This is a genomic window from Halobacterium wangiae (assembly GCF_021249345.1).
Taxonomy (GTDB): Archaea; Halobacteriota; Halobacteria; order Halobacteriales; family Halobacteriaceae; genus Halobacterium; species Halobacterium wangiae.
The window spans coordinates 2353370-2378039 of the sequence record NZ_CP089588.1; the positions used below are offsets into that span (position 1 = coordinate 2353370).

24 protein-coding genes are annotated in these 24670 nt (G+C 69.2%); 10 read left to right on the forward strand and 14 right to left on the reverse strand.

Features of this window, described 5'->3' with window-relative positions:
* Window positions 1-34: 34 nt before the first annotated feature.
* Complete coding sequence (locus tag LT965_RS12355; RefSeq protein WP_232701108.1) at window positions 35-1234, reverse strand: LolA family protein; 1200 nt, start codon at window positions 1232-1234, stop codon at window positions 35-37.
* 138 nt (window positions 1235-1372) lie between these two features.
* Between LT965_RS12355 and LT965_RS12360 the strand changes: the two genes are divergently transcribed.
* Window positions 1373-3358, forward strand: a complete 1986-nt coding sequence (locus tag LT965_RS12360) for an AMP-binding protein (RefSeq protein ID WP_232701109.1) — start codon at window positions 1373-1375, stop codon at window positions 3356-3358.
* On the opposite strand, the gene LT965_RS12365 is transcribed toward LT965_RS12360, so the two are convergent.
* From LT965_RS12365 to dnaJ, 7 genes are all read right to left on the reverse strand, one after another.
* Window positions 3355-3735, reverse strand: a complete 381-nt coding sequence (locus LT965_RS12365) for an NUDIX hydrolase (RefSeq protein ID WP_232701110.1) — start codon at window positions 3733-3735, stop codon at window positions 3355-3357. The genes LT965_RS12360 and LT965_RS12365 overlap by 4 nt on opposite strands.
* A gap of 33 nt (window positions 3736-3768) precedes the next feature.
* The gene (locus LT965_RS12370; protein ID WP_232701111.1) at window positions 3769-4335 is read right to left on the reverse strand and encodes a GNAT family N-acetyltransferase; all 567 of its coding nucleotides are present in this window, start codon (window positions 4333-4335) and stop codon (window positions 3769-3771) included.
* On the reverse strand, window positions 4335-4901 hold the full coding sequence (locus LT965_RS12375) for a GNAT family N-acetyltransferase (RefSeq protein ID WP_232701112.1): 567 nt from the start codon (window positions 4899-4901) through the stop codon (window positions 4335-4337). The genes LT965_RS12370 and LT965_RS12375 overlap by 1 nt, the downstream gene beginning before the upstream one ends.
* On the reverse strand, window positions 4901-5467 hold the full coding sequence (locus LT965_RS12380; RefSeq protein WP_232701113.1) for a GNAT family N-acetyltransferase: 567 nt from the start codon (window positions 5465-5467) through the stop codon (window positions 4901-4903). The genes LT965_RS12375 and LT965_RS12380 overlap by 1 nt, the downstream gene beginning before the upstream one ends.
* Window positions 5467-6006: a GNAT family N-acetyltransferase gene (locus LT965_RS12385; RefSeq protein ID WP_232701114.1), complete on the reverse strand. Its 540-nt coding sequence runs from the start codon at window positions 6004-6006 to the stop codon at window positions 5467-5469. The genes LT965_RS12380 and LT965_RS12385 overlap by 1 nt, the downstream gene beginning before the upstream one ends.
* Before the next feature lie 53 nt (window positions 6007-6059).
* Window positions 6060-6746: a class I adenylate-forming enzyme family protein gene (locus LT965_RS12390; RefSeq protein ID WP_232701115.1), complete on the reverse strand. Its 687-nt coding sequence runs from the start codon at window positions 6744-6746 to the stop codon at window positions 6060-6062.
* Between the two features lie 372 nt (window positions 6747-7118).
* Entirely contained in the window at window positions 7119-8261 is a 1143-nt protein-coding gene (gene dnaJ, locus LT965_RS12395) for a molecular chaperone DnaJ (protein ID WP_232701116.1), read from the reverse strand.
* A 125-nt stretch (window positions 8262-8386) separates the two neighbouring features.
* Here dnaJ and LT965_RS12400 point away from each other — a divergent pair, with 125 nt between their 5' ends.
* A complete protein-coding gene (locus LT965_RS12400; protein WP_232701117.1) occupies window positions 8387-10147 on the forward strand; it encodes a Rieske (2Fe-2S) protein in 1761 nt (586 codons plus the stop codon).
* Window positions 10148-10291: 144 nt separating this feature from the next.
* On the opposite strand, the gene dnaK is transcribed toward LT965_RS12400, so the two are convergent.
* Window positions 10292-12184, reverse strand: coding sequence for a molecular chaperone DnaK (gene dnaK, locus LT965_RS12405; RefSeq protein WP_232701118.1), 1893 nt, complete (start codon window positions 12182-12184; stop codon window positions 10292-10294).
* A gap of 171 nt (window positions 12185-12355) precedes the next feature.
* Window positions 12356-12958 (reverse strand): nucleotide exchange factor GrpE, encoded by a 603-nt coding sequence (locus tag LT965_RS12410; protein ID WP_232701119.1) that lies wholly within the window; start codon window positions 12956-12958, stop codon window positions 12356-12358.
* A 90-nt stretch (window positions 12959-13048) separates the two neighbouring features.
* Between LT965_RS12410 and LT965_RS12415 the strand changes: the two genes are divergently transcribed.
* Together LT965_RS12415 and LT965_RS12420 are read left to right on the forward strand one after the other, a co-directional pair.
* Window positions 13049-13225, forward strand: a complete 177-nt coding sequence (locus LT965_RS12415; RefSeq protein ID WP_232701120.1) for a hypothetical protein — start codon at window positions 13049-13051, stop codon at window positions 13223-13225.
* Window positions 13226-13251: 26 nt separating this feature from the next.
* On the forward strand, window positions 13252-14664 hold the full coding sequence (locus tag LT965_RS12420) for a DEAD/DEAH box helicase (RefSeq protein WP_232701121.1): 1413 nt from the start codon (window positions 13252-13254) through the stop codon (window positions 14662-14664).
* Here LT965_RS12420 and LT965_RS12425 read toward each other — a convergent pair.
* On the reverse strand, window positions 14661-15008 hold the full coding sequence (locus tag LT965_RS12425; RefSeq protein WP_232701122.1) for a hypothetical protein: 348 nt from the start codon (window positions 15006-15008) through the stop codon (window positions 14661-14663). The two genes, LT965_RS12420 and LT965_RS12425, sit on opposite strands and share 4 nt — an antisense overlap.
* 70 nt (window positions 15009-15078) lie before the next feature.
* Between LT965_RS12425 and LT965_RS12430 the strand changes: the two genes are divergently transcribed.
* Complete coding sequence (locus LT965_RS12430) at window positions 15079-16581, forward strand: DUF790 family protein (RefSeq protein ID WP_232701123.1); 1503 nt, start codon at window positions 15079-15081, stop codon at window positions 16579-16581.
* Window positions 16582-16599: 18 nt separating this feature from the next.
* Here the strand turns inward: LT965_RS12430 and LT965_RS12435 are convergent, their stop codons facing one another.
* Together LT965_RS12435 and LT965_RS12440 are read right to left on the reverse strand one after the other, a co-directional pair.
* Window positions 16600-17103, reverse strand: a complete 504-nt coding sequence (locus LT965_RS12435; RefSeq protein WP_232701124.1) for a DUF7122 family protein — start codon at window positions 17101-17103, stop codon at window positions 16600-16602.
* Window positions 17100-18011, reverse strand: a complete 912-nt coding sequence (locus LT965_RS12440; protein WP_232701125.1) for an RsmB/NOP family class I SAM-dependent RNA methyltransferase — start codon at window positions 18009-18011, stop codon at window positions 17100-17102. Before LT965_RS12440 ends, LT965_RS12435 begins: the two co-directional genes overlap by 4 nt.
* Window positions 18012-18132: 121 nt before the next feature.
* On the opposite strand from LT965_RS12440, the gene LT965_RS12445 reads away from it, so the two are divergent.
* The 5 genes from LT965_RS12445 (at window position 18133) to LT965_RS12465 (ending at window position 22633) form a co-directional block, all read left to right on the forward strand.
* A complete protein-coding gene (locus LT965_RS12445) occupies window positions 18133-18876 on the forward strand; it encodes a proteasome assembly chaperone family protein (RefSeq protein WP_232701126.1) in 744 nt (247 codons plus the stop codon).
* A 216-nt stretch (window positions 18877-19092) separates the two neighbouring features.
* Window positions 19093-20214: a pyridoxal phosphate-dependent aminotransferase gene (locus LT965_RS12450; RefSeq protein ID WP_232701127.1), complete on the forward strand. Its 1122-nt coding sequence runs from the start codon at window positions 19093-19095 to the stop codon at window positions 20212-20214.
* Between the two features lie 174 nt (window positions 20215-20388).
* Entirely contained in the window at window positions 20389-21240 is an 852-nt protein-coding gene (locus LT965_RS12455; protein ID WP_232701128.1) for a UbiA family prenyltransferase, read from the forward strand.
* Between the two features lie 61 nt (window positions 21241-21301).
* Window positions 21302-22075: a class I SAM-dependent methyltransferase gene (locus tag LT965_RS12460; RefSeq protein ID WP_232701129.1), complete on the forward strand. Its 774-nt coding sequence runs from the start codon at window positions 21302-21304 to the stop codon at window positions 22073-22075.
* 39 nt (window positions 22076-22114) lie between these two features.
* Entirely contained in the window at window positions 22115-22633 is a 519-nt protein-coding gene (locus tag LT965_RS12465) for a RidA family protein (protein WP_232701130.1), read from the forward strand.
* A gap of 211 nt (window positions 22634-22844) precedes the next feature.
* Here the strand turns inward: LT965_RS12465 and LT965_RS12470 are convergent, their stop codons facing one another.
* Complete coding sequence (locus LT965_RS12470) at window positions 22845-24434, reverse strand: hypothetical protein (RefSeq protein ID WP_232701131.1); 1590 nt, start codon at window positions 24432-24434, stop codon at window positions 22845-22847.
* Window positions 24435-24670: the final 236 nt, after the last annotated feature.

Below are 24670 nucleotides of genomic sequence, written 5' to 3' on the forward strand. Positions count from 1 at the left end.
CGAACCGGGGAGTCCCAGACGTCCTCGTGCCGTTTCACTCGCACTGCACCGACCGCGCCACGTCGACGAGCAGCGCCACCGGGACGCCCTCACCCCGAACCGTGTAGCGGTACTCGTCGCAGTTCCAGGAGACCGACGTCGTCGGGCCGACCGAGACCTCGGCCGTCCGGTCGCCGACAGTCACCTGCTGGTCGCCGTCGCGCACCGGCAACGTCCGGTCGTACGTCGCGACCGTGACCCGCGCCGTCGCGTTCGCGTACGCCAGTCCGACGCCGCGGATCTGGCCGCTCGTCCGCGACGCGTACGTCAGTCCGAACGACGGCGGTAGCTCCGGCGTCGGGACGCCGATCGCTGCATCCGCGCGGAGCGCCCGCACGCTGTCGTAGGTGGTCGTCTCCGGGACGTCGAGCGTCTCGACGGTGGCGTTCGCGGGCGGGTCGAAGCTGAACGTCGAGTTCGCCAGCCCCGGGTCGAACGTCACGTTCGTGTACGTCGTGGTCGTCGACACCGTCTCTCCGTCCTCGGTCCACTCCGTCCGCTGTTTCAGCGGGAAGAAGTACTCCGCGTCCACCCACAGCGTCTGTCGGTACCCCGCTGTGTCGGCGTCGTCGGCCGGTTCGACCCGCAGCACGTAGGCTGTCCGGCCGTCCACGGTCGTGGTCCCGTTGTAGCTGACGCCGTGAGCGGCAGCCGTTGGGGTGCTCGCACCAGGGGGTGTACTCCCCGTCGAGGCGACGACGGGGAGCGGCGAGATTGCGGGGCTCGCGGGTGCGGTGGCAGACTCCGACGGGTCGGACACGTTCAGTCGGGTGAACAGGCGCTCCAGTCGCTGGCCCTGGGAGGGCTCCTCGTCGCCGGAGAGCGAGAACTGGTCGACGACGTTCGCGTCACGGTCGTACAGCCACATCGTCGACCCGTTCGACACCACGAGTTCGTGCAGCCGGTCGGCGTCACCCACGACCAGCTCTCGGTGGGCGTCGGTCGACGGTCGACGCTGGACCTCGGTGACGGTGCGACTCGTGGCCTCCCCCCGCTCGACGACCGTCACCTTCGTCGCCGCGACTCCCTCGATGGACGCGTACCGCTCCGAAGCGTCCACCCCGAGCCGTTCACCGCCTCCCGCGCCGGCCGACGGTGGCGTCAGCAGCCCACCGGCGGCGACCACGCTGGCGAGGACGACGACCACGGCGAGGAGGACGATCTTCGTCGGGTGGCTCGGCCCACTCCTGCGCATACACGCTGACAAACTACCTGTCGTCGGCATAATCGTTTTGGAACGGCTACACGTCGGTCCGCGGAATCCTCGCGTCTCGCGCTCCTGGCCGAGTTTCACTGCGAAACAACTTTGACGCGAAGGGAAGAGGTGGAACACATGGATTCGCTCGACGAAGTGGACGAAGTCGTCCACCGGCCGACCCGGGAGTTCGTCGAGTCCACGAACGTCTGGGCGTTCATGCAGGCCCACGACATCGCGGACTACGACGAACTCATCGAGCGCACGACGACCGACCTCGACTGGTTCTGGGGCGAACTCCCCGACTACCTCGGCCTCGACTTCCACGAGGAGTTCGACCAGGTGCGCGACGAGACCGACGGCCCACAGTTCACGGAGTGGTACCCTGGCGCGGAACTGAACGTCGCGCACAACACCGTCGACCGGCACGCCGCGACCGACTCACCGGACCGCAACCGGGTCGCCTGCATCTGGGAGGGCGAACCCGGCGAGGTGCGGGAGGTCACGTACCACGAACTCCACCGCCAGGCGAACAAGGTCGCCAACGCCCTGACCGAGCGCGGCATCGGCGAGGGCGACACCGTCGGCCTCTACATGCCGATGGTCCCGGAGGTGCAGAGCATCCTCTACGGCGTCTTCAAGGTTGGTGCCATCGCCGTCCCCATCTTCTCCGGGTTCGGCGTCGACGCCACGGCCACCCGCATCGCGGACAGCGAGTGCTCGGTGCTGTTCACGGGCGACGGCTTCTACCGCCGCGGCGACCCCATCACGCTGAAGCAGACCGCCGACGAGGCCATCGAGCAGGCCGGTCACGTCGAACACACCATCGTCTACGACCGGTTGGGATCCAGTGACCCCGAGGCCGACCTCGACATCCCGTGGGACGACGGTCGCGACGAGTGGTGGGCCGACGCCGTCGAGACGCAGGACGACGAGTTCGAGACGCGCGTGATGGACGCCAGCGACCCCTGCATGCTCCTCTACTCGTCGGGCACGACGGGGAAGCCGAAGGGCATCGTCCACACGCACGCCGGCGCACTCGTCCAGCCGGCCAAGGAGATCCACTTCGGCTTCGACCAGAAGCCAGCCGACCGCTTCTTCTGGGTGAGCGACATCGGCTGGATGATGGGTCCGTGGACGCTCATCGGCAACCACGCGTTCGGCGGTACCGTCGTGATGTACGAGGGGGCGCCCGACCACCCCGAACCCGACCGATTCTGGGAGCTGATCGACCGCCACGGCGTCACCCAGTTCGGCATCTCGCCGACCGCCATCCGTGCGCTCCGCAAGTACGGCGACGAGTGGCTCGACGGCCACGACCTCTCCTCGCTGCGCCTGCTCGGCTCCACGGGCGAGCCGTGGGACCCCGAGAGCTGGCAGTGGTTCTACGAGCACGTCGGCGGGAGCGAGGCGCCCATCGTCAACATTTCCGGCGGGACTGAGGTGTTCGGCTGCTTCCTGATGCCGATGCCCATCCAGGAGCTCAAACCCTGCACGCTCGGCGGGCCGGGCCTGGGCATGGACATCGACATCGTCGACGAGGGCGGAGACTCCATCAAGGACGAACACGAACGCGGCTACCTCGTCGCTCGCTCCTCGAACCCGGCGATGACGAAGTCGCTGTGGAGCGGCGACGAGCGCTACCTCAGGGAGTACTGGTCGCACTTCGAGGGCGTCTGGAACCACGGCGACTGGGCGCAGCAGGACGACGACGGCTTCTGGTTCCTCCACGGCCGCGCCGACGACGCCATCAACGTCGCAGGCCGGAAGGTCGGCCCCGCGGAGGTCGAGGGCGCGCTCATCGACCACGAGGCCGTCAACCAGGCCGCTGCGGTGGGCGTCCCCGACGACACCACCGGCGAGGCGGTCGTCGCCTACGTCATCCTCGAGGACCGCGAGTCACCCAGTGACGCGCTCGCCGAGGAACTGCGCGCCCACGTCGGCGAGGAACTCGGCAAACCGTTCCGGCCACGCGAGGTGCTGTTCGTCGACGCGTTCCCGAAGACGCAGTCTGGGAAGATCATTAGGCGCGCCATCGAGGGCGCCTACACGGGCGAGAACATCGGCGACCTCTCCAGCATCGAGAACCCGGACGCCCTCGAAGCCCTGCGAGACGCCTCCTAGAGCGCGTCGAGCAGCCCCTCCGGGGCCAGCGTCTCGCCGTACTTCCGGAAGTCGTCGACGTGGAGCCAGCAGACCCGCGTCGTCTCGCCCACGTCGGGGTCGTACACCGTGAACCCCGACTCGGCGTACGGCCAGGCCTCCCGGATGCTCCCCTCCAGCACCCGCACGCCGTCGAACGTTCCGAGCGCCGAGGCCGCCACCAGCTCGACGCCCAGCACCGACGAGAACTCCGCTTCGAGTGCGGACTCGGCAGCGTCATCGCCGACGTGCCGACCGAGCGGCCGGAAGACGCGCTCGCCGGCGTCGGGGTCGACGCGCTCCTCGACCAGCAACTCACCGTCGCGACGGACGACACAGCAGGCGCGGGGCTCCGACATCGGCCCGACCGAACCGTCACGCACGAAAAAGCGTTATTCTTCGGCCCACTCGCGGCGGAGCAACCCGTAGTTCACGAAGTCGCGGTACTCGCCGTCCACGTACGTCGCCTCCCGGTGTCGGAGCTCCTGCGTGAACCCGAGTGACTCCAGGAGGCCGCGGGACGCCTCGTTGTGAGCGAACGCCCCCGCGCCGACGCTGTGGACGCTCGTCGTCCGGAACACGAGGTCGACGAGCAGTTCCGCGGCCTCCGTCCCGTAGCCCTCGCCGTGGCGCTCGGGGAGCAGCCAGTAGGCCAGGTGTGCGCGCTCACCGTCGACCCGGTGGGCGTGGACCATCCCGATAGGTGTCGTCTCCTCGTCGTGCGGGTGGCCGTCGGGGGCGTCTTCGTCGTCCAGACAGACGACGAAACTCAGGTTGCTGTCGCTTTCGCTCCGGTCCTCGACGAGGTCCTCGGCCTCCTCCAGGTTCTTTTGCTCGGCCATCCCGAGGAGGTACCGGACGCGGGGGTCGGTAGTAGCGCGCTGCTGGAACGCCGCGTCCGAGCGCTCCACCGTGCGGAACGTCACGCGCTCGCCGCGCTCGACGACCGGCCCGGGCATCAGTCGTCCTCCCACTCCCGTCGCAGCACGTCGTACTGGATCTCGTCGTAGTAGTCGCCGTCGATGTAGCGGGATTCGCGGCGACGCGCCACCTGCGTGAACCCCATCGCCTCGAGGAGACCGCGGGACGCGTCGTTGAACTCGTAGGCGCCCGCGCTGATCCCGTGGACGTCGTAGTTGCTGAACAGGTAGTCGATGCCGAGTTCCGCCATCTCGCGGCCGTACCCCTCGCCGTGGTGCTCGGGGACGAGCCAGTACGCCAGCCACGCGCGGTCGCCGTCGACGTGCCGGGCACTGAAGCTCCCGACGGGCGTTGTCTCGTCCTCGTCGGGGTGGCCCGCTGGAGCGTCGTCGTCGTCCACGCAGGCGACGAACACGGCGTTCCCGTCGTCCTCCACCCAGTGCTCGATGCCCTCCTCCTGCTGGGCGCGCGAGCGGTGGTGGATGGACCCCAACGAGTACCTGATTCGGGGGTCCGTACACGAGCGCTGGAGGAACGCCGCGTCCTCGTGTTCGACCGTCCGGAGGACGACGTCGTCGCCTGCGACGACGATTGGTCCGGGCATCAGTCGTCCTCCCACTCCTCGCGGAGCAGTCCGAACTGGAGCAGGTCGCGGTACTCGCCGTCGACGAACACCAGCTCGCGGCCGCGGCCCTCGTCGGTGAACCCGACGGCGTCGAACGCCTCACGAGTCGTATCGTCACCCTCTAGCACCGACGCACCGACGCTGTGCGCGTCGTAGGTCCGGAACAGCCCCTCAAGCGAGAGTTCGAGGGCGGCTTTCGCGTGCCCGTCACCGCGATGCTCGGGGGGCACCCAGAGTACGAGGTTTGGCCGATCACGGTCGACGTGGCCTGCGTATACGAACGCTACCGGCGTCGTGTCGTCCTCCTCGGGGTGCTCCCAGGGGGCGTCCGCCTCGTCGACACACGCGACGTAGGCGGCGTTGCTGTCGTCCTCGATCTGCTCCTCGATCAGCTCCTCGACCTCGTTCTCGTTCTTGTGGCTCCGTTCGTGGAACCCGAGTCTCGCGTGGGGGTCAGTGAACAGTCGCTGGAGGAACGCCGCGTCCTCGCGTTCGACTGTTCGCAGGACGAGGTCGTCGCCGACCTCGAGAATCGGTCCGGGCATCAGTCGTCCTCCCACTCCTCGCGGAGCAGTCCGTACCACACCACGTCGACGTACTCGCCGTCGCGGAAGCGCGCGTCCCGGAGGGTGCCCTCGTGGGTGAACCCGACGTTCTCCAGTACACCGACGGACCCCTGGTTCGGGGCGAACGCCTGCGCCTGCAGGCCGCGGATCTCGTGCGCGCTGAACGCGTAGTCTACGAGCACCTCGACGGCTTCGGTCCCGTAGCCGTTCCCCTGGTGCTCTGGAACGATCCAGTAGGAGAGCTCGGGGCGCGTGTGGTGGAGGTTCTGCAGGGACACCTTCCCGATGGGCGTCGGTTCCTCGTCGTCCTCCAGGCAAACGAGGAGGCCGACGTTCAGCGGGTCGTCCTCGTTGCCCTCGATGCTCGACTCCGCCTCCGACTCGTTCTCGGGCCGATTCAGACCCAGCGAGACGGCCACGTCCGGGTGGTTGTGGCCGCGCTGGATGAACTCGGCGTCCTCGCGTTCGACCGGACGGAGGGTCACCCGGTCGCCGCGCCGAAACACTGCACCTGGCATGTGTCGGGCATCTCAGTCCCGGCCTAAATCGGTTCCGAGAGAATGGTTCGCATTCACTCGGGGGCGGCGTCGTCGGGAGCTATCTGGCGCGGTTCCGGCGCGTCACCGTCGGTGACTGCGACCGTCGCGTCGGTGGTCGCGCTCGGCAGCGAGACTGAGGCTCCGGCGAGCAGTGGTGCGACGACGCCGGCGACCACAGTGCCGGGGTGTGAGAGCGGCGCTCGGAGCGCGACGACGTCGTCCTCCTCGAGGTCGGTGGCGACGGACTCCGCCGCGGCCACCGCCTCGCCGTGAGTCACGCCTGGGAGTAGTTCAGTCTCGGCCGTCACCGAGGGCTGCGGAAACGCCGGATTCTCGCTCCAGACGTCCCGCTCGAAGTACATCCAAGACGGGTCCGCGGGTGGTGCGCCCCAGCCGACGCGTTGCCCGCCTGTCGGCAGGTCGTACTCCCCGAGTTGACCGGTCGGCCCGGCGAGCACGCGCGCGTCGACGACGAACCCTGGTCCGAACGTGACCGTCGCGCCGAGCAGGGCGGCTCCCAGAAACGTGTGCAGCGCCGCCGGTTCCGGGACGTCGAGGACGGCGACCCCCGCGTCCTCCCGGACGCCGCGGTGCCGCAGCGCGTTCCCGGTCTTGTACACCTTCGAGCGAGTCTCCCGGGCGTCGTGGACGCGCTCCGCACGAATCGCCGGTCGGTCGGGGTCGTCCAGCGCCGCCACGACGTCGGCGAGCGTCTCCATGCTCGGCTGTCGGTGCGTCTGCGGCAAACACCTTCCGGGTCGGGCTGACAGACGGCACTCTCGCTCGCGGGACGGCGTGCCGTGCTCCGTGGACGGCGCTCGCGGTTGGCCGCTCGTCGGATGCGCCTCACGCCCCGCGCCAGTGGTCAGTTCACGGTCCGGGGTGGTCCCGTTCTGGTACTTGAACCTACGCGAGCACCGACCAAGCATCCGCGACACTTCCGGGTCCTCGACCCGCTCGGGTCGCGGTTCACCGCGCGAACGAACTGAGCGCGGGCCAAAGAGCGACCGTAGGGAGTGACGCAGTGTTTTTGTCCGAGCTCTTACCGAACGAGGCGGCCGAAGGCCGCCGAGTGCAGCGTAAACGGTCGCTTAGAAGGAGCTTTTGAGCTTCTCGAAGAACCCCTGCTCGACGTCGATCTCCTCGCCGCCGGCCTCCGCGAACGCTTCGAGAGCCTCGCGCTGCTCCTCGTTGAGCGAATCCGGGGTGACGACCTGGACGGTGACGTAGAGGTCACCCTGGCCGCGGCGGCGGAGTCGGGGCATCCCCTTCCCCTTGAGGCGGAACGTCTCGCCGCTCTGCGTGCCCGCCTCGAGGTCGAAGGAGGCGGCGCCGTCGAGGGTCGGGACCTCGATGTCGTCGCCGAAGACGGCCTGGGGGAACGAGACGGCGTGACGGTGGTGGAGGTCGTCACCCTCGCGCTCGAAGTCGGGGTGGGGCTCGACCTCGACTTCGACGAGGAGGTCGCCGTTCGGGGCTCCCTTGTCGCCGGGCGCACCCTCGCGCTCCATGCGGAGCGTCTGCCCGGAGCGGATGCCCGCGGGGACGTCGACGGTGAGCGTGGCCTCCTCGCGTACCTGGCCCTGGCCGCTGCAGGTCGAACACGTCTCGGAGTGGAGTTCTCCCTCGCCGCCGCAGCGCGAACACTCCTGGGTCTGCTGGACCCGACCGAGGGGCGTCTGGCGGACCTGCGTGACCTGGCCGCGGCCGTCGCACTGCGGACACGTGCGGACGTCTGCGTCCTCGGGGTAGCCTGCGCCGTCACAGTCCGGACATCGTTCGGGTCGTCGGACGGTCACCTGCTTCTGGACGCCCTCGTAGGCCTCCTCGAGGTCGATGGTGAGGTGCGTGCGGAGGTCCCGGCCCTGCTGGGGTCGCTGCTGGCCGCGGCCAGCACCACCGCCGAAGAACTGCTCGAAGATGTCGCCCATGCCGCCCGCGCCACCGGCACCGCCGAACGGGTTGCCACGGCCGGCACCCGCGCCACCGCCGGCGCCGCCGCGCTTCTCGGCCTCCTCGTACCGGTCGTGGCCGAGCTGGTCGTACTGCTGGCGCTTCTCCTCGTCGGTCAGCACGTCCTTGGCCTTCTGTATCTTCCTGAACTTCTCCTCTGCGTCCGGGTCGTCGTTCACGTCGGGGTGGTACTCCGAGACCTTCTGGCGGTAGGCCTGCTGTATCTCCGCCTCGTCGGCGTCCCGCCCAACGCCGAGCACGTCGTAGAAGTCCTCGCTCATTCGTTGTGCGTCCCTACTCCGCTGAGACACTTGAAAAGAACGGGTTGGATGCGCGGGTGTCCCAGCGCGGGTACTGAAACTCGTTTCAGGGAACCTCCAAGTGCGTGTGTGACTAGCTCACAGACATGGCCGCAGAACCCGACGATATGCGTCCCGTCGCGTCGCGCGCGGAACTGGACGAGGAGGGGCGGCTGGTCGTCACCGAGGACGGTCAGGCGATCGCGCTCTTCTACCACGAAGGCGAGGTGTACGCCGTCGACAACCGCTGTCCGCACATGGGGTTCCCGCTCACGCGTGGCACCCTCGACGACGGCGTGCTCACCTGCCACTGGCACCACGCCCGCTTCGAACTGGAGGCGGGGGACACCTTCGACCCGTGGGCCGACGACGTGCAGACGTTCCCTGTCGAGATACGGGACGACGAGGTGTACCTCGACCCGGACCCGCCCCGGAAACTCCCCCCGAACGTCCACTGGCGGAATCGACTCGCCGATGGCCTCCACGAGAACCTCTCCCTCGTGATGGCGAAAGCCGTCGTCGGCCTCGACGACGCCGGCGAGGGGTTCCACACGCCGATCGAGACAGCCGTCGACTTCGGGACGAAGTACCGGTCGGCGGGCTGGGGGCGCGGGCTCACCACACTCGGCTGCACGGCGAACCTCTACTCGCAGGTCGGCGGCCGCGACAGGCGTCGCGCGATGTTCGCGGGCGTCCGCGAGGTCGCCGACGACTGCGCGGGCGAGCCTCCGCGGTTCCAGCAGTACGCCTTCGACAACCGCGACCTCTCGAAGGACCGGCTCAAGTCCTGGTTCCGCGAGAGCGTCGAGGTCCGGGACGACGACGGCGCCGAACGGTGCCTGCTCACTGCAGTCGCGTGCCTCGACCCCGAGGCGGTCGCCGAGATCGTCTTCACCGCCGCGACCGACTCCCTCTACCTGAACGGGGGCCACACGGTCGACTTCCTGAACAAGGCGTTCACGACGCTGGACCACGTCGGCTGGCACGGCGACGGGGAGGAGTCGAACGCGGCGAAGGTCCTCGCCGCCACGGTCGACCAGTTGACCGACGCCACCCGCTCGGAGGAGCTGTCGTCCTGGCGCACCCCTATCGACGTCGCCGAACTGGTGTTCGACGTCCACGAGCGCCTGCCGGACCTCGTCGCGGCAGGCGACGGGAAGGAGTGGAGCGAACCGGAGGAGTTCGTCGACGAACTACTCGTCGACGACCCGGAGCACGTCGTCGACGCGCTCACCGGAGCCATCCGCGAGGGGGCGAGCCAGACGGAACTCGCGGACGCCGTCGCCCGCGCCGCGACCCGCCGGGTCGCCTGGTTCGCCACCAACAACGAGTTCGCCGACTGGAACACGGTCCACCACACGTTCTCGTACGCGAACGCCGTCTTCGAAGCGACCCAGCGGACCGACGCGACGGCGCTCTACCGCGGCTGTTTCGACGCCGCGATCTCCGTCTACCTCGACCGCTTCCTCAACAGTCCACGCGCACCACTCCCGACGCCCGGCGACTCCGACCGCGACCCCGCCGACGTCCGCGAAGACGTCCTCGCGTGCTTCGACGAGCAGGGACAGGTGAACCGCGCGGCGGCGTTCGTCTCCGAGCACTTCGACGCCGGTGGCGACGTCGACGACCTGAAGCGCGTGCTCGGGCGTGGGCTCCTCCGGGAGGACGCGGGCTTCCACACCATCCAGAACGTCGAGGGGCACTTCGCGCGCCACGACGCCGCCGACGACGAGTGGGAGCAGCGTCTGGCGCTGATGGCGGCCGCCCGCTACATGGCGGCGCACTTCCCGACGCGTCGCTCGAACGAGCAGACGTTCTCCATCGCCACGCGGCTCCACCGTGGCGAGAAGCTACACGAAGCAGAGTAGTCGCGAGAATTTGTGAGCAGAGGAGAAGGACTCGCTACTGCTCGTCCTTGTCGTCTAATTCAGAAACCTCGCTCCGCTCGATTTCTGAAACTACGGAAGACTCGCGGTGCTCGCCTTCCGAGTTCAGGAAGACGCCCGTACTCGTTACTGCTCGTCCTCGTCGTCTTCCTGGACGTCCTCGAAGTCGGCGTCGACGAACTCCTCGCCGTCGGCGCCCTCACCGGGGCCGCCCATGCCGCCCGCACCGGCACCGGCCGCACCCGCACCGCCGGCGCCCGCCGCGCCGGCCTGGGCCTGCTGCTGGTAGGCCTGCTTGCCGATCTCCTGGAGCGTCTTGCTCAGGCTCTCGGTCGCGGTCTCGAGTTCGTCGGCGTCGGCGTCCTCGTCGTCGAGGACCTCCTGGACGCTCTCGATCTCGTCGCGGACGTCGGACTCGAGGTCGTCGTCGACCATCTCCTCGTTCTCCTCGAGGAGGTTCTCGGCGCGCTGGATGGCGGTCTCGGCCTCGTTACGGGCCTCGATGCGCTGTCGGCGCTGCTCGTCCTCCTCGGCGTGCTCCTCGGCCTCCTCCTGCATCTGCTCGATCTGGTCGTCGGAGAGACCGGCGCCGCCCTCGATGGTGATGGACTCGGCGTTGCCCGAACCCTTGTCCTCGGCCTCGACGTTGACGATGCCGTCGGCGTCGATCTCGAAGGAGACCTCGATTTCGGGGACGCCCGCGGGGGACGGCGGGATGCCGGAGAGGTGGAAGTCGCCGAGGAACTCGTTCTCGTCGGCGATCTCGCGCTCGCCCTGGAAGACGCGGATCTGGACGTTCGTCTGGTTGGCGGCGGCGGTGGTGAAGACCTTCGAGGCGGTCGTCGGGATGGCGGTGTTCTTCTCGATGAGGCGCTCGAAGAGGCCACCCTTCACCTCGATACCGAGGCTGAGTGGGGTGACGTCGACGAGCACGATGTCGTCGACCTCGCCGGAGAGCACGCCGCCCTGGACGGCCGCGCCGAGCGCGACGGCCTCGTCGGGGTTGACGTTCTTCTTGGGCTCCTGGCCGACGAGTTCGGTGACCTTCTCCTGGACCTGGGGCATCCGCGTGGAGCCACCGACGAGGATGACCTCGTCGATGTCGTCCTTCGAGAACCCGGCGTCCTCGAGGGCCTGCTCCGTCGGGCCGACGGTGCGCTCGATGAGGTCCTCGGTGAGGTTCTCGAACGTCGCGCGCGTGAGGTCCTGTTCGAGGTGGACGGGGCCGGAGTCCGTCGCCGTGACGAACGGGAGGTTAACCGTCGTCTCCTTCCGGGAGGAGAGTTCGATCTTCGCCTCCTCGGCGGCGTCCTTCAGGCGCTGGAGGGCCTGGCGGTCCTCGCGGAGGTCGATGCCGTGGTTGTTCTCGAACTCCTCGGCGAGGTGGTCGATGATGGCCTCGTCCCAGTCGTCGCCGCCGAGGTCGTTGTCACCGTTAGTGGCGACGACCTCGTAAACGCCCCCGCCCAGGTCGAGGATGGAGACGTCGAACGTGCCGCCCCCGAGGTCGTAGACGAGGACGGTCTGGTCGGACTCGTCGTCGAGGCCGTACGCCATCGACGCGGCGGTCGGTTCGTTGATGATGCGCTCGACCTCGAAGCCGGCGATCTCGCCGGCGTCCTTCGTCGCCTGGCGCTGGCGGTCGTTGAAGTACGCGGGGACCGTGATGACGGCCTTCTCGACGTCCTGGCCGAGGTACTCCTCGGCGTCGTGCTTGATCTTCTGGAGGATCATCGCCGAGACCTGCTCGGGCGTGTACTCCTCGCCGTCGAGTTCGACGGTGTAGTCCTCCTCGCCCATGTGCCGCTTGATGGACGCGACGGTCTCGTCGGGGTTCTGAACCGCCTGGTTCTTCGCGGGTTTGCCGATGAGGCGCTCGCCGTCGTCGAACGCGACGACCGACGGCGTGGTCCGGTCGCCCTCTCCGTTGACGATGATCTCGGGGTCGCCGCCCTCCATCACCGCGAACGCGCTGTTCGTGGTGCCGAGGTCGATGCCCAGGATCTTCTCGCTTGCCATGTTACCCGGATGTAAGCCGCGTTTTCCCTTTAAACCTTGCTAGTGTCACGGAGTACCACGACCGCCCTACGCGTCCTCATCGTGCGGTTTCCGGGATATCTCGGCGACCTAGCCGGCGGATTTATGATGAACCAGTGGGCCACCGCCACGCCGTCCTGCGGTCGGTGGTCCTCACTCGTCGCCGCTGCCGTCGCTGACCGTGACCTGCGCAGTACGCAACACTTTCCCGCCCATCTCGTAGCCCGGACGGTAGAGATCCGCGACGGTCCCCTCCGGCGGCTCCGCGTCGACGCGCATCATCACTTCGTGGCGCGCGGCGTCCACGTCGTCGCCCGGTTCCGGCGCGATCTCACTGACGCCCTCCGAGTCCAGCACGCGGTCGAACTCGTTGCGGGTCAGCTCCACACCCTCGCGGAGACCGTCGGCGTCGCCGCTGTCCTCGTCGAGGGCCCGGTCGAGGTTGTCGCGCACGTCCAGCAGGCGTTCGACGAGGTCCTCCGTGGCGCGCTCGCGGATCTCGTCCTGGCGGCGCTTCGCGCGCTGCTTGTAGTTCTGGAAGTCCGCCTGCTTGGTCTGGAGGCGCTCGGTGAGGTCCTCGACCTCCGCCTCGGCGTCCGCCAGCTCCGCCTCGAGGTCCGCGACACGGGACTCCAGTTGTGCCACCTCGTCGCCGAGGTCGTCGTCGTGCTCGCGGACGCGGGCAGCCAGCGTCGGTCCCGCCTCGCCGTCCTCGTCGTCCGCCCCCTCGGCGGCCTGCTCGGCGTCGTTGCTCATACCCGGGGAAAGCGGACGCGCGGATTTACGGATTTCGGGACGGCGCCGACGGCCAGAACAGCTATCGGTCAGAACCGCGTCCGTGGCCGCGTGGCAGACGAATTCGAACTCACGCAGACCGGGGTCGTCTCTGGGCTCGTCCTCGGACTCGGGGTCGCCGTCGCGATGTTCGTCGCCGCGGAGAGTGTCGCGCTCGCGCTGGCGGTCGGACTCGGACTGGGCGTCGTGTTCGCCGTCGCACTGAGCGCCGCCCAGTCCGACGACTAATTACGCCTCGCTCCGTACGGCCGGCCGTGACAGTGCGGCTGGCGTTCGAGGACGGGACGCTCCGTGTCGAGAGCAACGGCGTTCACCAGACGCCACAAGCGTCCGATGCACCCCATCAGAAGCCGGAGGCTTCCGAGGACGACGACCTCCCGGACGTCGAAGCCCTCCCGGGGGTCGAGTACGACGAACGCACGGGGACGGGTCGCGCGCCGGCCTTCCGCTACGCCGACGTCCGCGACTACCTCGACCACCGCGACATCCCGTTCGAGGACGACGCGCTCGCCGCGGACCCGCTCGACGTCGCGTCAGCCTACGAACTCCGGGACTACCAGCGCGACGCGCTCGACGCCTGGCAGGCCAACGGTCGGCGCGGGGTGCTGGAACTCCCCACCGGCTCGGGGAAGACGGTCATCGGCCTGAAGGCCATCGAGGCGGTCGGCCGGAGTGCGCTCGTCGTCGTCCCGACCATCGACCTGCTCGTCCAGTGGAAGCGCGAACTCGCCGGCGAGTTCGACTGCGACATCGGCCAGCTCGGCGGCGGCGAGCAGACCGTCGGCCCGGTGACGGTCGCCACGTACGACTCGGCGTACCTCCGCGCGGACGACCTGGGCGACCGGTTCGCGCTCGTCGTCTTCGACGAGGTCCACCACCTCGGCGGGGAGGGGTTCCGCGACATCGCCCGCATGCTAGTCGCACCCGCCCGCATGGGGCTCACCGCGACGTTCGAGCGCCCCGACAACGCCCACGTCGTCATCGCGGACCTCGTCGGCGACGCCGTCTACCGCATCTCCGTGGACGATCTTGCGGGCGACCACCTCGCGGCCTACGACGTGAAGCGCATCGAGGTGCCGCTCACCGACTCGGAGCGCGAGCGCTACGAGGACGCCCAGGGCACGTTCACAGACTACCTCCAGCGGTCGAGCGTCCAGTTGCGCTCGGGCAGCGACTACCAGGAACTCGTCAAGCGCTCGGGCACCGACCCCCGGGCGCGGGAGGCGCTGCTCGCGAAGCAGCGCGCCCGCCGCATCGTCCGGGAGAGCGACGCCAAGGTCGCGGAACTCCAGGACATCCTCGACCGGCACCGCCGCGACCGGGTCATCGTGTTCACGGCGTCGACGGACCTCGTCTACCGGCTCTCCGAGCAGTTCCTCCTCCCCGCTATCACCCACGAGACGAGCGCGCCCGAACGCCGGGAGATCCTCGAGAAGTTCAGAGACGGGACGTACTCGCGTGTCGTGACCGCGAACGTCCTCGACGAGGGCGTCGACGTGCCCGACGCGAACGTCGCGGTGGTGTTCGCGGGCAGCGGGAGCGAACGGGAGTTCACCCAGCGTCTCGGGCGCGTGCTCCGGCCGAAAGACGACGGCGGCCGTGCGCTGCTGTACGAACTCGTGAGCGCGGACACCGCCGAGGAGCGCGTCGCCGACCGCCGCCGCTAGTCCTCCTCGATGCTCACGCTCGGGTTGAAGTTCGAGACGTCCGAGAACTGGACGTCGTACGTGATGCGGAACACCTGCGAGGAGTTGGCGTCGAGGGACACCTGCCGCACCATCGTCGACGCGTCGCCGTTCAGGTCGCTGTTGATGTACACCGTGCCCGACGCGTCACGGCTACTCGGGTTCGAGACCGTGACCACGTAGACGAGCGAGCCGTCCTCGCCCTCCTCGAAGTTCGAGTCCGAGACTACGAGGACGTTCTCGTCGCGGCCCCGGCGCAGACAGCCCGCGACCGCGAGGGTGACGCCGGCGGCTGCCGTGCGTCCGAGCAGAGTCCGCCGCTTCATACCCCTCGGTTCCGGCGTGTCGGCAAGTATCTTCTGCATCCTTTTGTGGGCGGCGAGCGTAGCCGGCGCCGTGCTCACGAAAGACCTCCTCCGCGTGTCCCGCGCGGGCGGCGGCTACCAGCCGCAGTTCGCGAGTGCCGACAGCGAGGCGCTCGCGGCCCGCGTCCTCGGGACGTTCCAGGGACACGTCGGGGAGGAGCGGGGCGTCCTCCGCGAGGCGCTCGCGGCCCTCGAGGCCGACGCCGAGGACTTCAAACTCGTGCGGGGCTTGGCCCACCTCGTCGAGCGCGACGCCACGTTCGCGGTCGAGGCTCCCGTCGACCCCGAGAGCGCGCGCCGCGCCGCCTTCACCGCCGCCGAGGACATCGGGGTCGTCACCGCCGACGAGCGCGAGACCGCGCTCGCCGCGGCCGCAGAGCGCTTCCCGGGCGACGTCACGACCGCCGACCTCGCCGACTCGCTGTACGCCGACCGGGAGACCCGCGAGGTGCTCGTGGAGGTCGCGCCGCGCTGGTCGCCCGCGGAACTCCTCGCCCAGTACAACCTCTCCCTGGCACAGACCGCGCTGTTCGACGCGACCGAAGTGCGTGTCGAGTCGACGGACCCGCGCTCGCTCGTCTCGGCGGTCAAACGCCTCGGCCTGCTGTACGAGATAATCCCGACTGAGGACGGCCGAGAGGTCGTCCTCACCGGCCCGGACGCGCTGTTCCGCAACACCCGGCGGTACGGCACGCGGTTCGCCCGCGTCCTCCGCGCCGTCGCGACGGCCGATGAGTGGCGCGTCGAGGCCACCGTCGACGACCGCGGCACCGAGCGCCTGCTCGTGCTCACCGACGCGGACCTCTCGGTGCCGGACGCCGACCCCGTCGCGGAGGTGTCCTTCGACAGCGGCGTCGAGCGCGAGTTCGCGACGCGCTTCGACTCACTGGACCTCGACTGGACGCTCGTCCGCGAACCGGACGTGCTCGCGGCGGGCGACCGCCTGATGGTGCCGGACTTCGCCTTCGAGTACGACTACGGCGACGCTCGCGTCTACTTCGAGATCATGGGGTTCTGGACGCCGGAGTACGTCGAGAAGAAGCTCTCGCAACTCGAGGAGACCGACGAGACGCTGCTGGTCGCCGTCGACGCGAGCCTCGGCGTCGGCGAGGAGGTCGCGGCCAGCGACCACCGGGTCGTCGAGTACACCGGCTCCGTCCGCGTCAAGGACGTCGTTGACGCACTCCGGGACCTCGAAGCCGACCTCGTGGCCGCGAACGCCGACGACATCCCGGACGAACTCGCTCCCGACGGCGACGTCGTGACGCTCGCGGACCTCGCCGCCACCCACGGCGTCAGCGAGGCAGCGGTCGAGGCGAAGTCGTTCCCGGAGCACGAGCGCGTCGGTCGGACGCTCGTCCGGCCCGAGGTACTGGACGCCGTCGCCGCCGAACTGGCGGCCGGGCTCTCCCGCGAGGACGCCGAAGCCACCCTCGACGAGTACGGCATCGAGGACGCGAGCGCGGTGCTCTCCCGTTTGGGTTACCGCGTCGAGTGGGAGGGACTCGGCGGCGGCACGCTCCGCGAGAAGTGAGTCGCTCGCCAGGGCGTGTTACAGCTCGCGCTGCTTGCCCTTCGGCACCATCGACTTCAGTTCGCCGTGCGTGAACAGGCCGACGCCGATGGGTTCGACGCCGCCCGCGAGTTCGTGGGCGACGACGAGGTAGCCCCAGTCACCGTCCCACTCGATTTCGAGGTCCTCGCCCGCGGCGAACCGCTTCGCGCGCTCCTCGTCGAGTTCGAGGACGTTCTTCGTGGCGTGGCGGCCGAAGCGCTGGACGGCGTCCGTCGTCGGCTTCCAGTGCTCCTGGCGCGTCCGGAGCAGCTTCAGGCCGAGTGCTTCCACGGGCACAGGGCCGTCCAGGTCGTAGGGCAGCCCCCACACCTTCCCCTTGCCCTTCTCCCAGAGCGTGTACCCCTCGAACGTGTCCTCGGGGACGCCGAAGCGCTGCACCCACCAGTCCACGACGGCCTGCCGGGTCGGCCGCCCCTCGACGTCGCGGTCCTCGCCCGTCTCGGGCAGTCGGTCGAACTGCCGGCCGTTGTTCGACCTCATGCGGTCACCTCCAGTTTCGCGGCGAAGAACCCGCCCGTGTCGTTGTGGTGCGGGTAGTAGCGCCGCGTCTTCGTCAGCGACTCGTCGTAGGACTCGCCGTCCCACACGGTGAGTCCCGGCACCGACTCGAGGCCGGTGTCGAAGTCGACGAGTCGGCAGTCGGTCGCGTCGAGGACGGCGTCCACGACGGCCTCGTTCTCCTCGGGCGCGAACGTACACGTCGAGTAGACGACGCTGCCGCCCGCGCGGGTGAGTTCGACGGCGCGTTCGAGGATGTCCGACTGGAGCCGCCCGAGGTTCCGGCTGGCCGACGCGCCCGCGCTCTCCAGGGCGTCCGCGTTCTTCCGGATCGTCCCCTCGCAGGTACAGGGCGCGTCCACGAGCGCGGCGTCGAAAGCGTCCACGTTCGGGAACGCGTCGAGTGTCGTTCGCCGGGCGTCCCCGTTCGTCACCGCCGCGGACGTGACGCCGAGGCGGTCGCAGTTCCCGCGGAGCGCGGAGAGGCGTCCGAGGTTGTCGTCGTTGGCCACCACGAGCCCCCGGTCGTCGATCTCGGAGGCGAGCTGGGCGGTCTTGCCGCCTGGCGCCGCACACGAGTCCCAGACCACGTCGCCTGGCTGGGGGTCGAGGACCGCCGGTGGGACCGAGGACACCTCCTCCTGGCCGTGCATCCAGCCGTGGACGTACGGCCACGTGTTCCCGGGTTTGTCGGTGTCCAGTTCGAGGACCCCGGGGTGCCAGTCGCGGCGCTCTACGCCGACGCCTGCCGCGGCGAGCGCCTCCACCACGCGGTCGGTCGTCGCCTTGATGGGGTTCACGCGGACCGTCGTCGGCAGCGGGCGCTCGCAGGCGTCGAGGAACGCGTCGAAGTCGTCGATGATCGGCTCGTACCGGGAGAGCGCGTCCATTGCTCCCCGGTAGGCAGGACGGTGGTTAGTGGTTTGCGCTCCCGGCGTCCGTCCACGAGCGGGACCTGTCGCCACGCGCGTCTGCCTCGGCTTTATGCGACGGCCGCGCTAACTGACGACCATGGCTCGAGTCCGCGTCAAGTCCGAACTGGACCTCGACTCCCCGACGCTCGTGGAGGGCCTCCCCGGCGTCGGCCTCGTCGGCAAGATCGCAACCGACCACCTCGTCGACACCCTCGACATGACCTACGTCGCCAGCGTCGACTGCGGCAGCGTTCCGCAGGTCACCATCTACGACGAAGACGCCCGGGACGTCCTCCCGCCGGTCCGCATCTACGCGAACGAGTCCCAGGACGTCCTCGCGCTCCAGAGCGACGTCCCCATCTCCCGCGGCGGCGACGACTTCGCGGAGTGCATCACGACGTGGCTGCAGGACAACGACGTCACGCCCCTCTACCTCAGCGGCCTCCCCGTCAAGAACCACGAGATGGGCGACGTCCCCGAGGTCTTCGGCATCGCCACCGGCGACGCCGCCGCCCGCCTCGACGACCTCGACATCGGGACGCCCCCCGAGCGCGGCATCGTCGGCGGTCCCACGGGCGCGCTCGTCAACCGCGCCGGCGAGTACGACCTTGACGCCGTCTGCCTCGTCGTCGAATCCGACCCGCGGTTCCCCGACCCCGCCGCCGCCAAACACCTCATCCAGGACGCCATCGAACCGCTCGCCGACGTAGACGTCTCCACCGACGACCTCGTCGAGCACGCCGAGGAGATCCGCGAGCAGAAAGAGCAGTTCGCCCAGCGCATGCAGGAAGCCAGCGAGGAGGAGTCCACGCAGGCCCAGCCGATGCGGATGTTCCAATAGTACCTTTTTACTCGTCGGGTCGCCGGAGGCGACCGCTCCTCGCAAAAAGCTACGCTAAAAACGTCCCGCGCTCGTTCGCTCCGCTCACTCGCGCGGTGAACCGCGACCCTTCCGGGTCCTTCGGACCGCTCGGGTCGCGGATGCTCGTCCTTTCTAACTCGTTCTGCTCGGCCCGGTTCGCCAAGAGTTATCAGGACCCGCGTTGCCCGTTCTGGTATGTCAGAGTTCTCGGCGCGGGTAGAGCAGGTCTCCATCAGTGGCATCCGTGAAGTGTTCGAGGCGGCCGGCGAGGACGCAATCAACCTCGGTCTGGGACAACCGGACTTCCCGACGCCCGAGCACGCGCGGCAGGCGGCCGTAGACGCAATCGAGTCCGGGAAGGCCGACGGCTACACGTCGAACCGCGGGACGCCCGAACTCGTCGACGCCATCGTCGAGAAGCACGCGCGGGACCAGGGTGTCGACGTCGCGCCGGAGGGCGTCATCGCCACCGCGGGCGGGAGCGAAGCGCTCCACATCGCGCTCGAAGCCCACGTCGACCCGGGGGAGGAAGTACTGTTCCCGGACCCCGGCTTCGTCTCCTACGACGCGCTCACCCGCATCGCGGGCGGCGAACCGGTGGGCCTCCCGCTCCGCGACGACCTGACGCTCGACCCCGAGACGGTCGAGGAGCGCATCACCGACGACACGGCGGCGTTCGTCGTGAACAGCCCCTCGAACCCGACTGGCGCGGTCCAGACGCCCGACGACATGCGGGAGTTCGCGCGCATCGCGGACGAACACGACGTGCTCTGCATCAGCGACGAGGTGTACGAGCACATCGTCTTCGAGGGCGAACACCGCTCGCCGATGGAGTTCGCGGAGACCGACAACGTCGTCGTCGTCAACGCCTGCTCGAAGACGTACTCGATGACGGGGTGGCGACTCGGCTGGATCGCCGCCAGCGAGCGCCGTGCCGAGCGGATGCTGCGCGTCCACCAGTACGTCCAGGCCTGCGCCAGCGCGCCGGCCCAGTACGCCGCCGAAGCCGCGCTCTCCGGTCCGCAGGGCGTCGTCGACGAGATGGTCGCGTCGTTCCAGGAGCGCCGCGACGTCCTTCTGGAGGGTCTGGAGGAGATGGGCCTGGAGGTGCCGACGCCTCACGGTGCGTTCTACGCGATGCCGAAGGTTCCAGAGGGGTGGGTCGACGAGGTGCTCGACCGCGGCGTCGTCGTCGTCCCCGGCAGTGCGTTCGGCGAGGAGGGCGAGGGGTCCGTCCGCATCTCCTACGCGACGGACATGGCCGAGATCCGTGACGCCCTCGACGCGATGCGCGAGGCGACGGCGGCAGTCCAGTAACCCGACGACGAACGAACTGCCACCGCCGCAGACGGCGAATTCGAGGGTTAGGGCGATACTTCTCTACTGACGCAATTTCGGGAGACGGAGTCGTCGGTCCAGGCGAGGCGGCGCCCACACCGGGACCGGACGCGCCCCTGACAGTTATCTGGTCGCCAGCCCAATGCTACACGTATGCACCTCGCACGGCACGGCGGGGGGTGGCGCGACGACGCCGCCGCGCTCGCCTCCCAGGTCCACCCCGTGTTCATGCTCCCACCGCTCGCGGCGTCGGCGTTCGGTGCGGTGCTCGCCGGCGAGTTCTCCCTCGACCTGGCGTCCGTCCACCTCGCCGCGATGTTCTTCGCGGTGTACACGGCCCACGTCAAGGACGGCCTGGTGGACTTCCACGTGCGCGGCGAGGACGACGACCACCCGCTCACGGAACACGGCTGTCTCACCGCCATCCGCGCGGCCAGCGCGGCCTTCTTCGCGTGCGCGGCGGCGCTGTGGTGGCTCGTCGGCCCGGGCGCTCTCGCTCTGGTCCTGCCACCCTGGCTCATCGCCTACCACCACGCCCCCCAGCTAGACACCAACCCGGTCACGACAACGACGGGCTACCCGCTGGGCATCGCGCTCTCGCTGCTCGGAGGCTACTACGTCCAGACCGGAGCGCTCGCGCTCCGACCGGTCGCGTTCGCGTCGGTCCTGCTCGTCCTGCTGGCTGGCGTGAAGGTCGTCGACGACTCCCAGGACTACGACTACGACCGCTCCATCGAGAAGCGGACGGTCGCGGTGGTGCTCGGGAAGGCCCCCGCTCGCCGGGTCGCGTTCGGACTGATGGGTGTCGCGATGGTCGGCGTCGTCGCGTTCGTCGCGCTTGCCGTCTTCCCGCCGAGCGCCGTCGCCGCCGTGGGGGCGTTCGGTGCCGTCGCCGCGTTCGCCGCCCGGGCCGACCCCGAGATCGCCACGATGCTGCTCGTCCGCGGCTGTTACGTCTTCCTCGCGGTGCTCGTCGCGGCCGTCTGGTTCCGGCCGCTCGCCTGAGTGCTCGCGCCGACGACCCGTAGACGGTGCGCTCAAGGGAGTGTGGTTCCACGCTCCCGTCATGACCGACTGGCTGGACGACGGCGTCCTCGACGAGCAGTACGAGGACGGGTCGAACCTCGCCGCCCGACAGGTGTTACACGCCCGCTTCTCGACGGCCGACCGGTCCCTCCACGAGTGGCTGTTCGACCAGTTCGACCTCCCCGAGACGGCCGACGTGCTCTCGCTGGGTGCCGGGCAGGGCGTCCTCTGGGCGACGAACGCCGACCGCATCCCGGCGGGCTGGGACGTCACCGTCACCGACGCCTCCCAGGGGATGATGTTCGACGCGATGGAGGCCCTGGAGGACGTCGACCGGGAGTTCCACTTCGATATCGTGGACGCCCGCGACGTCCCCTACCCCGACGACTCCTTCGACGCCGTCACCGCCCACCACGTCCTCTACCACCTCGACGACGCGGACAGGGAGACCGCCCTCGCGGAGATCCGCCGCGTCCTGCGACCCGGCGGCGTCTGCTACGCCTCGACGAACGGCGAGGCGAACCTCGCGGAACTGTTCGACGTCGCGAGCGAGTACGGGGACCTGCCGGGACCGCTGGGGTTCTCCCTGGAGAACGGCGGCGACCAGTTGCGCGCAGTCTTCGACGACGTGGAACGGCGGCGCTTCGACGACGAACTCGCGGTCACCGCGCCCGAACCGCTGATCGCCTACGTGCTCTCGCTGCCGGGATTCGACCCGTCGGACGCCCACGAACTGGCGCGGGTGTTCCGCGAGCGAATCGGCGACGACGCGCTCCGCGTGACGAAGGACGTCGGCGTCTTCGTGGCCCGCTGACCGGCGAAGGCTTTTCGGCACACGTCGGCAACCTCACCCATGCGCAAGATTCTGCTCGGTCCCGGCGCCGGCACCGTCGACTCCGAGGAACTCGACCACGCCGTCCACTCCGTCGGCGTCGCCACCGAGCACGCCGACTACACCCGCGTCAGCCTCTCTGGGGTCACGTCCGAGGCGTCCGGACTGGAGGCACAGGCCAGGGAGGTACTGGACTTCGTGGGGCGCGTACTCTCGGACGTCGGCGGCACGTTCGACGACGTGGTGACGACGCGCTGGTACGTGGAGGCCGACAGCCTCGACGGAGCCGCCCAGGGGACGATCCACGAGGTGCGCGCGGAGTTCTTCGAGGCGCCACACTACCCCGCGAGCACGATGGTCGGCGTCGCGAGCGTCCTTGGCGAGAGGTCGGTGCTGGAACTCGAAGTCGAGGCGGAAGTGCCGGACGACGACTGGCAGGTCGACGCGTTCGTCGGCGAGGACCGCGAGGAGATGTCCGAGGACGCCGCCCGCGACCTGCTCACCAGCGAGTCCGGGACGGAACCGGACGCGGAGGAGTAGCAGAACCACCAACACGGTTCCGCTGTGCAGAGACGGGGGGTGAACCAGCCGGTCGATGCAGGTGAGCGTCGCACGACTTCGAGTGGAAATCCACCCGAGGGATGTGAGGAGCGCGTGCTGATCACGGAGAGTGGGGTCAGCACGGAAGAAGTATCGAGTCTGACTGGAGACGATGTCACGGTGAGTATCGCCGTCGCGGAACCGGTACTGTTCAGTTGACCGCTTTCGACAGCTTCGCCCCTGCTTTGAACTTCACGTCGTTCGAGGCGCTGGCAGCCCCCGCGAGGTGGAGGACTGGCGCATCGAGCGCCGTCACGACCGACCACGCGGGGGCGTCGCGCTCGTCGTTACGCGGACAGTTGCCAGTGTCGTGCCTGGCGAGCGCCTCCCGGGACTGGACGCCCCAGCACCAGAGCTCCCCGTCGTCCCGACACACCGAATGTGCACCGGGAGGCAGGTAGTCCGCATTCGGGTCGTACGGCGCGCTGAGTGTTATGTTCGCGTACGTCGTCCGTCCGGGCTTCTTCCGCCCGGCGACGCGGGACTGGAGGTCGACACCGCTCTCCTCGACGTCAGAGCGCGTAACCCCGGCGACGACGTTCGGGCCGTCGGCTGTGAGGAGCGTCGCGCTGTCCGCGTAGAGGGCACCGTCGTCGATCTGCCAGCCGCCGACGTAGAGCAGCTGGTCGTCGTGGCGGATCCGCCCGACGTAGAACAGCGCAGGCACCGGGAGCGGACTGTCCGACGGCGTCGCCGCCACGGGGACGACGAACGTCTCGGACACGGCGGCCTCCCCGGAGGTGGTCTCCTCGCCCCAGGATTCGAGGAAGTCACAGCAGAGCGTCGGCGTCGTGCAGCACTGGCTCGAGACGCGCAGCATCGGCGCCGCGACCTCGGCCGCTGGCGTCGCGCCCGTGACGACGACACCGCCCGAGGTTCCGAAGGGGGCGACGCTGCGAGGGGACATGCCCCGCCGGATGTCCTTCTTGTCGATGCCACGGAGGAGTGACCCGACGGCGTAACCGACTTCGAGCGTCGCAGTCAGGAGATTCCGGCACGCGAGGTCCCGGTGGATCGCGACGTCCCGGTCGCTCTCGCCACAGCGTTCGGCGTCCCGTTCGCCGATGAAGTACGTGAGCACGCGCTCGGGCGTGAGTTCCTCGGCCAGCGCGGGTCCGCCGCCCCGCACGCGAGCGTCGGGGAGGCTGACGACGAATCGTTCGCCAATCGTCGGCTCCCCGTCGAGGTAGCCGTAGAGCGATTCCGTGCCATCCAGGATTCCGTCGTCGTCGCTGTCGAGGTCGTCGTGGATACGCTCGATGTCGCCCTGGACGATGCGGCGGGCCTCCTGGAGCGAGCGCCTCGCGCTGTCCCACTCGCCCGCGTCGACGGCGTCGCTAGCGTCCCCGGCGAGTCCCGCCCGTTTGTCGGCGTTCTCGTAGACGGTGGTGCAGGTGTCCGAGGGACAGCCTTCGAGTTCGCTCCGGACCTTCGTCGTCGCGTTGATGAACGCGTCGAGGGGCGCCTTCGCGTCGTCGGGCGACCGGTCGTCCACCGCCCCGATGGCGGCGTCGGCGTAGACCAACAGCGACCGCTCGACGTCGAGAACCGTCACGAGAGTGCCGATACCGTCGTCGTCGGAATCCTCGTCGTCGGGGCCTGGCCACCAGAGAGAACTCGGTTTGTTCGATCGCGAGGAGTTGTAGTCCTGGGCCTTCGTGGGCGCGCTGGTGCTCCAGCCGTCGATTTCGATCTCTCGCGAGGCGGCCCGGAGGGTCGGCGGTACGTAGCGGACGTCCACTGGGTCACTCCGGTGGAGCGCAATCCTCCCGCCTCCGCCACCGACGGAATCGGAACCCGCAGACCCGTCGTAGAAGGCGGCTGGCGATGCCTCCGTGGTCCCGACGGCCTCGCTGCCGGCGCGGTCCAACAGTCCATCGAGCGCCGTACAGCCGGCGAGGCTCCCGAGTGCGACGGCGCCACCGGCTGCGAGTACCGCTCGGCGCGTCGCCCGAGGAGGACTGCTGGGGATACCAA

What these genes read in the sequence shown, in the direction of transcription:
- LT965_RS12390 (WP_232701115.1), bottom strand. Translation starts at nt 6,746, where the DNA reads ATGGAGACGCTCGCCGACGTCGTGGCGGCGCTGGACGACCCCGACCGA.
- LT965_RS12375 (WP_232701112.1), bottom strand. Translation starts at nt 4,901, where the DNA reads ATGCCCGGACCAATCGTCGTCGCAGGCGACGACGTCGTCCTCCGGACG.
- LT965_RS12365 (WP_232701110.1), bottom strand. Translation starts at nt 3,735, where the DNA reads ATGTCGGAGCCCCGCGCCTGCTGTGTCGTCCGTCGCGACGGTGAGTTG.
- LT965_RS12385 (WP_232701114.1), bottom strand. Translation starts at nt 6,006, where the DNA reads ATGCCAGGTGCAGTGTTTCGGCGCGGCGACCGGGTGACCCTCCGTCCG.
- LT965_RS12360 (WP_232701109.1), top strand. Translation starts at nt 1,373, where the DNA reads ATGGATTCGCTCGACGAAGTGGACGAAGTCGTCCACCGGCCGACCCGG.
- LT965_RS12435 (WP_232701124.1), bottom strand. Translation starts at nt 17,103, where the DNA reads ATGAGGTCGAACAACGGCCGGCAGTTCGACCGACTGCCCGAGACGGGC.
- LT965_RS12425 (WP_232701122.1), bottom strand. Translation starts at nt 15,008, where the DNA reads ATGAAGCGGCGGACTCTGCTCGGACGCACGGCAGCCGCCGGCGTCACC.
- LT965_RS12380 (WP_232701113.1), bottom strand. Translation starts at nt 5,467, where the DNA reads ATGCCCGGACCGATTCTCGAGGTCGGCGACGACCTCGTCCTGCGAACA.
- LT965_RS12460 (WP_232701129.1), top strand. Translation starts at nt 21,302, where the DNA reads ATGACCGACTGGCTGGACGACGGCGTCCTCGACGAGCAGTACGAGGAC.
- LT965_RS12440 (WP_232701125.1), bottom strand. Translation starts at nt 18,011, where the DNA reads ATGGACGCGCTCTCCCGGTACGAGCCGATCATCGACGACTTCGACGCG.
- LT965_RS12370 (WP_232701111.1), bottom strand. Translation starts at nt 4,335, where the DNA reads ATGCCCGGGCCGGTCGTCGAGCGCGGCGAGCGCGTGACGTTCCGCACG.
- LT965_RS12455 (WP_232701128.1), top strand. Translation starts at nt 20,389, where the DNA reads ATGCACCTCGCACGGCACGGCGGGGGGTGGCGCGACGACGCCGCCGCG.
- LT965_RS12355 (WP_232701108.1), bottom strand. Translation starts at nt 1,234, where the DNA reads ATGCGCAGGAGTGGGCCGAGCCACCCGACGAAGATCGTCCTCCTCGCC.
- dnaJ (WP_232701116.1), bottom strand. Translation starts at nt 8,261, where the DNA reads ATGAGCGAGGACTTCTACGACGTGCTCGGCGTTGGGCGGGACGCCGAC.
- dnaK (WP_232701118.1), bottom strand. Translation starts at nt 12,184, where the DNA reads ATGGCAAGCGAGAAGATCCTGGGCATCGACCTCGGCACCACGAACAGC.
- LT965_RS12400 (WP_232701117.1), top strand. Translation starts at nt 8,387, where the DNA reads ATGGCCGCAGAACCCGACGATATGCGTCCCGTCGCGTCGCGCGCGGAA.
- LT965_RS12410 (WP_232701119.1), bottom strand. Translation starts at nt 12,958, where the DNA reads ATGAGCAACGACGCCGAGCAGGCCGCCGAGGGGGCGGACGACGAGGAC.
- LT965_RS12465 (WP_232701130.1), top strand. Translation starts at nt 22,115, where the DNA reads ATGCGCAAGATTCTGCTCGGTCCCGGCGCCGGCACCGTCGACTCCGAG.
- LT965_RS12450 (WP_232701127.1), top strand. Translation starts at nt 19,093, where the DNA reads ATGTCAGAGTTCTCGGCGCGGGTAGAGCAGGTCTCCATCAGTGGCATC.
- LT965_RS12445 (WP_232701126.1), top strand. Translation starts at nt 18,133, where the DNA reads ATGGCTCGAGTCCGCGTCAAGTCCGAACTGGACCTCGACTCCCCGACG.